Annotated in this window: 9 protein-coding genes and 1 pseudogene; 5 read left to right on the plus strand and 5 right to left on the minus strand. The window is 43.9% G+C overall.

Translation table 11 applies throughout. The annotated features are described in order from the left end of the window. Complete coding sequence (locus F6K52_RS28025; protein ID WP_293086233.1) at positions 1–390, plus strand: anti-sigma regulatory factor; 390 nt, start codon at positions 1–3, stop codon at positions 388–390. 323 nt (positions 391–713) lie between these two features. Here F6K52_RS28025 and F6K52_RS28030 read toward each other — a convergent pair whose 3' ends face one another. Further along, positions 714–1,262: a Uma2 family endonuclease gene (locus F6K52_RS28030; protein WP_293086236.1), complete on the minus strand. Its 549-nt coding sequence runs from the start codon at positions 1,260–1,262 to the stop codon at positions 714–716. 48 nt (positions 1,263–1,310) lie between these two features. On the opposite strand from F6K52_RS28030, the gene F6K52_RS28035 reads away from it, so the two are divergent. Together F6K52_RS28035 and F6K52_RS28040 are read left to right on the plus strand one after the other, a co-directional pair. Beyond that, complete coding sequence (locus F6K52_RS28035) at positions 1,311–1,553, plus strand: type II toxin-antitoxin system prevent-host-death family antitoxin (RefSeq protein WP_293086239.1); 243 nt, start codon at positions 1,311–1,313, stop codon at positions 1,551–1,553. A gap of 8 nt (positions 1,554–1,561) precedes the next feature. After that, positions 1,562–1,948: a type II toxin-antitoxin system VapC family toxin gene (locus tag F6K52_RS28040; RefSeq protein ID WP_293086242.1), complete on the plus strand. Its 387-nt coding sequence runs from the start codon at positions 1,562–1,564 to the stop codon at positions 1,946–1,948. Positions 1,949–2,023: 75 nt separating this feature from the next. On the opposite strand, the gene F6K52_RS28045 is transcribed toward F6K52_RS28040, so the two are convergent. The 4 genes and pseudogenes from F6K52_RS28045 to F6K52_RS28060 all read right to left on the minus strand — a co-directional run bounded on the left by F6K52_RS28045 (position 2,024) and on the right by F6K52_RS28060 (position 6,475). After that, positions 2,024–2,851: a class I SAM-dependent methyltransferase gene (locus F6K52_RS28045; RefSeq protein WP_293086245.1), complete on the minus strand. Its 828-nt coding sequence runs from the start codon at positions 2,849–2,851 to the stop codon at positions 2,024–2,026. Between the two features lie 273 nt (positions 2,852–3,124). Beyond that, positions 3,125–4,305, minus strand: a pseudogene (locus tag F6K52_RS28050) (IS630 family transposase). A gap of 158 nt (positions 4,306–4,463) precedes the next feature. Beyond that, positions 4,464–6,272, minus strand: coding sequence for an ABC transporter substrate-binding protein (locus F6K52_RS28055; protein ID WP_293086248.1), 1,809 nt, complete (start codon positions 6,270–6,272; stop codon positions 4,464–4,466). Further along, a complete protein-coding gene (locus F6K52_RS28060; RefSeq protein WP_293086251.1) occupies positions 6,269–6,475 on the minus strand; it encodes a hypothetical protein in 207 nt (68 codons plus the stop codon). Before F6K52_RS28060 ends, F6K52_RS28055 begins: the two co-directional genes overlap by 4 nt. A 63-nt stretch (positions 6,476–6,538) precedes the next feature. Between F6K52_RS28060 and F6K52_RS28065 the strand changes: the two genes are divergently transcribed. Then, positions 6,539–6,763: a hypothetical protein gene (locus F6K52_RS28065; RefSeq protein WP_293086298.1), complete on the plus strand. Its 225-nt coding sequence runs from the start codon at positions 6,539–6,541 to the stop codon at positions 6,761–6,763. After that, entirely contained in the window at positions 6,733–7,539 is an 807-nt protein-coding gene (locus F6K52_RS28070) for a hypothetical protein (RefSeq protein WP_293086301.1), read from the plus strand. Before F6K52_RS28065 ends, F6K52_RS28070 begins: the two co-directional genes overlap by 31 nt. Positions 7,540–7,869: the final 330 nt, after the last annotated feature.

Here is a 7,869-nt window from a genome sequence, read left to right on the forward strand (position 1 = left end):
ATATCCCGTTCTTTGAGCATTGTCGAAAACTGGTTTCTAGGGATTTTGCAGGTTGAACTCGGAAATCGTGTTGATTGGCCTAGTCTATCCAATCGTTTGCGATTGGTGTTAGTGGAAGCTTACTCTAACGTAGTTCGTCATGCTCATCGCGATCAACCCAATTTACCGGTTTTGATTCGCCTAGAACTCAAAGAACGGGATATTGCTCTGGAGATTTGGGACTATGGTCAAGGATTTGACCCATCCTTTTATGAAGCACCGGCTCCAGGTGATTTACAGGAAAATGGCTATGGCTGGCTGATTATCCATCGACTAATGGATCGGGTAGAGTATAACTTACAGGTAAATGGCGGGAATTGCCTGGAGTTGCAAGTTAGCTTAGCCAAGTAGCCCATTTGTATCTGGGTTGTAAACACAGGATTTGCCGAAAAAGGCAACAGGCAACAGGCAACAGGCAACAGGCAAAAGGAACCCACCCCTAACCCCTCCCAGGAGGGGAAAGAGATCCGGAGTGTTATTGCACAGTAAAAATAGACTTCCTAGGTTTACGTCTCAAATACAAAGGCTATATATGGGGCGTTGCTAATAACTTGGCGTTTGTAACTTAAATTTCTGATTTAATTAACCCCATTAATTTACGCTGCTTCCGCTAAAAGCGAACGCTTTATGTTAATTATTGTGATTGCCTATTGCTAGCTTGCTTATTCTCTATTTTAGTTTAAAGATACTAGCTTTTCTACTGATAGTTTAATATGCTCACAAGCAACAAGGGATAGATTTCCTTGGCTGTAGGTTTGTTGAATTTGATAACTATTGCCTGATGGTTGCTGAAACACGATCAGTTGTTGAGCTTTTAAATCTACAACCCAATATTCTAATATGCCAGCATGAGCATAAGCAATTCGCTTCTGTTCCAAGTCTTTTTCTAAGGTACTATCAGAGATTTCTATTAATAGGTAAATTTCTTCGGCAGAAGGGTGACGAGAGTCGTACAAGGAAACGGGCAATTTGACAACGGCAATATCTGGTTCTGGTTCTGAATCAAGAAGGGAAATAGGATGTGATTCGTAAATTTTGGCGCTACCTCGGAGCTTTTCCCGCAAATATTCCGCGATCGAATCGTTGATTTTACGATGTAAAGGTCCCTCTGGTGACATCTCAATAATTTGCCCTTCTAGTAATTCGACACGACGCTCACTTAGGATACCTGCTGCAATCATGTTATGATAGTCTTCAATTGACCATTTAGCTAAGGTTATCATGGTTGTACTTATGGTTGATATACTATATTAAGTAAATACTATGAAGATATGACTATTCACGTAAATCAACAAGAAGCTGAACAACGATTCTCTGAATTATTCAGTCAGGTACTCAAAGGAGAAGAAATTATCATTTCAACACAGGGCCAAGAAATGGCAAGGATTATTCCGTCAATAAAACCATCAAAACCAAGAGTGCCAGGTATCGACAAAGGGCGTTTAGTTGTTCCAGATGATTTTGACGATCCTCTCCCTGAAGATATTTTAGAATCTTTTTACGGTCAAGGATAACCGATCACATGGAAGCTTTACTTGATACAAATGCCTTTTTGTGGTGGGCTGCCGACGATCCGCGACTTTCTGCTAGGGCTCGTGAAACTATTCAAGACCCTGACAACGAAATATTTTTCAGTGTCGCCAGTGCTTGGGAAATCATTATCAAAACTCGTATTGGCAAATTAACTCTGCCAGAATCCCCTGAATCTTATATTCCAACTCGTCTTGATTACTACTACTTTCAAATCCTCCCAATCGAAATAAAACATGTTCTGCAAATATGGAAACTAGATTCTCACCATAAAGACCCATTTGATCGGGTATTGATTGCTCAGAGTCAGCTGGAAAACCTTCCGATTATAACCAAAGATGCGAAAATATCCCTTTATGATGTCGATATTCTTTGGTGAGGCACACTTAAGCAAAATCTTCAGGGTACGCGCAAGACAATCAAGACCAGCTTATTACTTCAATTCGGGACTAGTTCAAGGTTTATGAGCAGATATAACTATGGCTGACATAGGCAGCAGCAGTCGATTATTTTGCCTATAGCTTGCCGTTTCCTGGTGAATTGCTGTCCGTATATTGTCAAGGGATTGACTAGTTTGAGCGCGCAGTATCCCACCTGTTCTGGCGGTGCCTTTATAAAAAGCATCAAAAAGTTCATCGGCACTGCTAAGTTCCCAGAGTAAGGGTATTTCTTGCACAGAAGTATTTTTAAATCCTAAATTTTCCAAACACTTGAAGCAATAATCCGGTTCACTAAACAGAAAAAATGGCGGCCCTTCTGGAAGAGTAACCTCTGAATTTTTATAGGTTTCGATGGCCTTATTCATAATCTTAAACGCTACCGATTTTTCTGGCTTGCTCCACACAGTAAACCCAAACCTGGCCTGGCTCCGAATTACCCGAAATGCTTCACCCAGTGCCTTTTCTGGTTCAGCCAAATGCAAAATTCCAAAGTTCATTACGGCTGCTTGATATTTAGATTCGGGAAAGGGTAAGGATTCGGCTTCCCCCTGACAAAATTCGATTTGGGGATTCAGTTGCTGTGCTTTAGCAACCATCGCGTCTGATAAATCTACCCCCGTTACCTTACATCCTCGCTTGTGGGCCTGAGCAGCCACATAGCCAGGACCAGTGGCAATATCAAGTAATTCCATATCCTTTGCCGCATTTACACTATCAAGCAGAGAGTCGATAGTTTGGCTAGTCAGAGAGGAAAAAGAGGAATGGTATTGGTCTACTGACTGTTGCCATCCACAATATTCAAATTGTCTAAATTCCTGGGGATTATTGGTTGGTACTGTCATCTTTTTGATCAAGCCTTTCTTTCTATGCTCTATATGCACTTGTTGTAGCCATTATCACAATTAATATCATCAAATTAATGGGGATTCAAGCTATTTTTTCTAGGAATTATTAGCGCTCACACGGCTACACATTGATTTATTCTCCCCATATTCCCATCGGGTGCATCTCATTTTTGTTGTTTGACAAGGTGGTGCGTTACGGGCAGCAACATAACCAAGGGCTAGAGGCGGAAAATGAGGCCCTCCCTAACGCACCCTACTGGCGTGGCACAGCTAATTTGGTGCATTAGATTCTAGGTCTTCATCAAGTTCAAATACAGGATATAGGTGTTTAAGTTTGACTCGTGCATCTTCGGTCGTAAATCGCCAAACGACCTTGGCTGAAGTACTGTTGCGCTCTTGTTGCCATGCATCAAGTTCATTCTTTAGTTCCTCAACCGTAGCAATCCGACGGTCAAGACATTGCTGAGACAGTACTGATAGCTCAGTTTCCGCGTTCATTTTGCCAACTACCATTGCGTGGCGTGTGAATCATCTCCAGTCGCCGTGCCAAACTGTGGGCTTCAGAGGCGGGAAAAGTCTTGTAAAAAGAGGAGATGTTATGAATATTGAGGTTGTCGCACAGCAAGCGCACTTTGGGAGCATCAGGATAGTCAATATCGAGTAATTGCTTGACTTCCATAGCCCAGTCGGAGCTGGTGCGGTTGTCGCGACAACTGACACCCATGCCAACCTCGGCTGGGGTCAAAAAACATAAATAGGGCTTGGACTCCTTCACGGGTGTAGTGATAGTCTTCTTTGGCATTGACTCCTGGCTGCATCGGAATCGGTTCGCTTAGCGTGACCATGTAACTCCTTGCTAGCTTCATCCATGCAGATTAAGGGGATTTCTGGATTTTCAGGACAAGTATAGTGGTCTAGAACTACTTCCATTTCGGCTACAAATCTTGGCAAATCTCGTTCTGGAATACAGAATCTCTGAGTTTTCCAGGGACGCAATTTGTTTTTTTTAGGGTTCGTCTCACTGTTTCTCTAGAAATTTCCGTGACGATTGAGCGTCGCTTGAGTTCTGTGGTTAAGAGTCTCAAACTCCAATTCCCTCTCCCTTGGGGTGGCTCACTGCAACAAAGGGCAATAATGTGAGCTTCTGTTTCTCCATCCACAATCGGCTCTACTGGTGGTTTCCTTCTGAGTTTTCTCTCTAACGCTGGCATTACTCCTTTTTCTAAGAATTTTTTTCGCACTCGACCCACTGTATTGCGATGGAGATTGAGTGCTAATGCAATTTCGTTATCTGTCCATTTCCGCAAAGCTTCCCCTCCTTCGTCTGACATCAACAGTATTTGAGCATGAAGTATTTTTTTGGCTGGGGCGTATCCATTGTTGCTTATGACTTCCAGCCTTTTTCTCTGTTCTTGACTCAGAATCACCTTGTCTCGTTTTCCTCTTCCCATACTTTCCGCCTCAGTTATCCTATTTCTATTGCACTATTTTAGCTGTGCCAAGCCACTACGCAACTCACACCCCTACACATTAATTTCTTCTCCCCATCTCCCCATCTCCCCATCTCCCCATCTCCCCATCTCCCCATCCCCCAAGGCCAAAGAATTGATTAGTTTTCCGCAATTCTCAGCTCATCAATGTTCCATAACGGTCCGCCTAAGCTAGAAAATTTGATATTCTCGATGCGATCGCGTACGGCCTGAAAGTCTAGTGAATTGACCAGGAAAAACACGGGCAACTCCTCGGCAACGATTTCCTGGAATCGATCATAAATGGCTTTGCGTTTGCTCTGATCAAGTTCTTTTATCCCAGCATTGAACAGACGGTCAATCTCTTGCTCCCAGTCAGACACTTCCCACCCTTCTAGTGGTGGTTGTCCGGGTTGAGGACCTTGATTAAATTGATGAAACGAGCCCCCACTGTACCAGAAAAAAAATATACTGTGAGGCTCACTCACTGCTGCTCCAAACGCACCGACATAACAGTCCCAATCTCGAGTCGATAGGAGCTTTCTGAGCACAAGGTTGAAGCTGAGTACCTGCAAATCTGCTTCTATCCCAATTTGGCTCAAGTCTTGTTTAATCTGAACTGCTGCGTCTACTCGGGATTTATCGTCTGATTTCACCAGCATAGTGAATTGTACCCGGTTGCCATCCCAATCCAGTAGCTGATTTTGGGAGTTATACTTGAAACCAGCGTCTAATAGTAATTGTTTGGCCTTCTGGGGTTCATAGTTGTAAACTTTTAACCCATCTTCTGGGGATAGGTAATAGGGACTTTGGACAGCCATGGGGGAATGTTGTACTTCACCCAGTCCCCGATAAATATTAGTTTTCATCTTTTCCCGGTCAATAGCATAGGCTACCGCTTGTCGAAAGGCCAAGGTATTGAACCAACGGGACTTGATTGGGTCTACGAAAGGTTTTCCCTGAGCATTGCGAGCTTTGTTGAGATTGAAACCGACAAACCTAATCCCAGGCATCGGTCCCCCATTGTAAATGGTGTATTTGCCCCGTTTTTCCTCTCGTTTGAGTAACCCAAAGGCCTCGGGATTGACTCTGAGGCTATCCAACTCCCCAGAGCGAAATCTGATTAACTGGTTATCAGAGGATTGGATAACTTGCAAGACAATCCGTTGAATGTAGGGCTGGGGATTTCCCTGAGCATCCACACGCCAGTAATAAGGGTTGCGTTGTAGGATGACTCGTTCAGCAGGGGTATACTTTTCTAGTCGATAGGGACCATTGCCAACAATTTCTTGGGGATTGGTGTCAGTTCCCCAAGTAGAAAGAAACTGGGGATTACCATTACTATCAGTGGCTTCCACAGACTCTTGTAAGGCATGAGCGGGTAGAATGGCTAGGGTTCCGGCGGATCTCACAAATGGCGCAAAGGGTTCTGGTAAGGTAAACTCAACTCGCCGCTGGTCTAGTTTGCGCACCGATGGGTACTTACCAGTACTACCAATCTGGAGGAAATCTCGGGAAACTGTGGGAATCTTGGGATTCAGGTAAAGCTGCTGATAGGTAAAGATCACATCATCCACCGTCAGGGGTTCCCCATCAGACCACTTTAGCCCATCCCGCAGGGTGAAGGTGATCTGCTGTCGGTCTGAGGAAATGTCCCAAGATTCAGCTAGTCCTGGTTCCAACTCCCCTGTCATGCCATTCTCACTCAACAATCCTTCGTAGAGGTAACCAAATACACCGAAGGGAGAGGTATTAACAATAGTGTTAAAGGTAGCTGGGTCACTAGGAGTAGCTAACACTAGTTGAGAGACCTGAGCTGCTTGAGTCTTAAACTGGTTCGGATGGCAACCTGTAAGGGTTAATAGACAAGATAGCACCAGCGCAACGGTTAGACCCAGGGGGCGTAAGACCTGTTGAAGAGGGAGGAGTTTGGGGAAAGGAGGGTTCATAAGGGTAGGTTTTTTACTTTGACCTCAGGTGTAGGTTGTGGGGTGTGGGGTATGGGGTGTGGGGGATAAGAAAATGTACCATTATTGTCGTTGTCTTGATGCAGCGCCTTCATGCGGGGGAAACCCCCATGAGCGACTGCATCAAGACGGGAATAGGGAATAGGGAATAGGTAATAGGGAAATCCTAAATCAACAATTATCACAGATTTAGGATTTATATAGTAATTTCATGGCTATAACCATAACGTGATCATCAACAAACGCGATTGACCTACGGTCACGCTACGCGATTGGCCGTAGGCCACGCTAAAAGCGATCAAAAAACGGGATGCGCGAGCATTGAAACACTACAGGAAAGCAAACCCGAAATTCATCAAACAAATGCGATTGACCTACGGTCACGCTACGCGATCGCATACATCAGTATTGGATACTTAAAGGACAGATTTGGGATAGGATCATGGGCGAAAAAATACAGTCAAGCTACCTAGACAATACAAAAAAAATGGGTTTTTGTGATGCCCCAATACCGAAAATTATCTATGTCAAAAATTCTGAAAATGGGAAGTACCTGTGGCACTTTTGGAATCACTCAGAAAATAAACCAGAAGCCATTTACCACCAAGCCATCCGATGTTTTGTGAGTGGGATTGAGATCGTGGCCAAAGAATTTCTTGATAAAGAAGTGCTTAAACTCCGCATCCAAGTGCTAGCGGATAAACCGTATTCTATCCAGTCGGGGATTGATAGTATATTTTCTCGTTGCTTTTTGCTTAGTCTGATTAAGCTATCCCCTGAGCAAGTAAAGGAACCTCTGACCATCGCTCTGAGGGGTAATGATACCTCAAAAGGTAATCCAGCTACCGTGTTCTGTTCCCTCTATGATAGTAGAGACCGCTATATATCCTATGATTGGGATGCTTCTGTTAATATCTATTCTATTGCCAATGCCTGCCAGTCACTTTTAACTGGTCAGCCAATTTCACAACCAAGACCAGAGTCAGAGCCACAAACACAGCCACAGACCCGGGCACAAAAATTGGAAGATTGGATCAACTCTCACGAATCTTTTGAAATTCTAAAGCAAACGTCCAAGGAACTTCAACGGTTGCGGTGGTCAAAACAAGATGGAGTTAAATACCTACAGCAGATTTACGGCAAGATTTCCCGTCAGTTTCTGACACCTCAAGAATTGTTAGATTTCCTCAAGAGGCTACAAAGCTTTCCAACCCCTAACCATGACAATATGGAAAAAACAGTTTTTTAGCAGCTGATATTAGTTGGTATTCACATCTACGCTCCGGAAGCGATTGACCTTTGGTCACGCTACGCGATCGCTTTTTTTGACGAAAGTAGCTCACCGAATTGAACAATGGTATAAATCACAGTGGCACTATTAATGTAGTAGATCAGCGTAACTAGAAAGGTTGATGCAGGTACTCAAACCCTATCCCGATAATGACCAACAAAGCCTATTAAAGACAGCAGAGTCTTATCTAAGGGAATCCGTTGCTCCCTTGGCTTCAGAAATTGATAGTGCTCCTGAGGTGTTACGAGAGGCTCTCAAGGGGATTAGCGATCGCAGGTTGCTAGGGCT

This window comes from Moorena sp. SIO3H5 (assembly GCF_010692395.1).
Lineage (GTDB): Bacteria > Cyanobacteriota > Cyanobacteriia > Cyanobacteriales > Coleofasciculaceae > Moorena.

Excerpts from the sequence above, each read along its gene's own strand:
- F6K52_RS28030 (WP_293086236.1), bottom strand. The coding sequence starts at position 1,262 with ATGATAACCTTAGCTAAATGGTCAATTGAAGACTATCATAACATGATT.
- F6K52_RS28035 (WP_293086239.1), top strand. The coding sequence starts at position 1,311 with ATGACTATTCACGTAAATCAACAAGAAGCTGAACAACGATTCTCTGAA.
- F6K52_RS28040 (WP_293086242.1), top strand. The coding sequence starts at position 1,562 with ATGGAAGCTTTACTTGATACAAATGCCTTTTTGTGGTGGGCTGCCGAC.
- F6K52_RS28045 (WP_293086245.1), bottom strand. The coding sequence starts at position 2,851 with ATGACAGTACCAACCAATAATCCCCAGGAATTTAGACAATTTGAATAT.
- F6K52_RS28055 (WP_293086248.1), bottom strand. The coding sequence starts at position 6,272 with ATGAACCCTCCTTTCCCCAAACTCCTCCCTCTTCAACAGGTCTTACGC.
- F6K52_RS28070 (WP_293086301.1), top strand. The coding sequence starts at position 6,733 with ATGGGCGAAAAAATACAGTCAAGCTACCTAGACAATACAAAAAAAATG.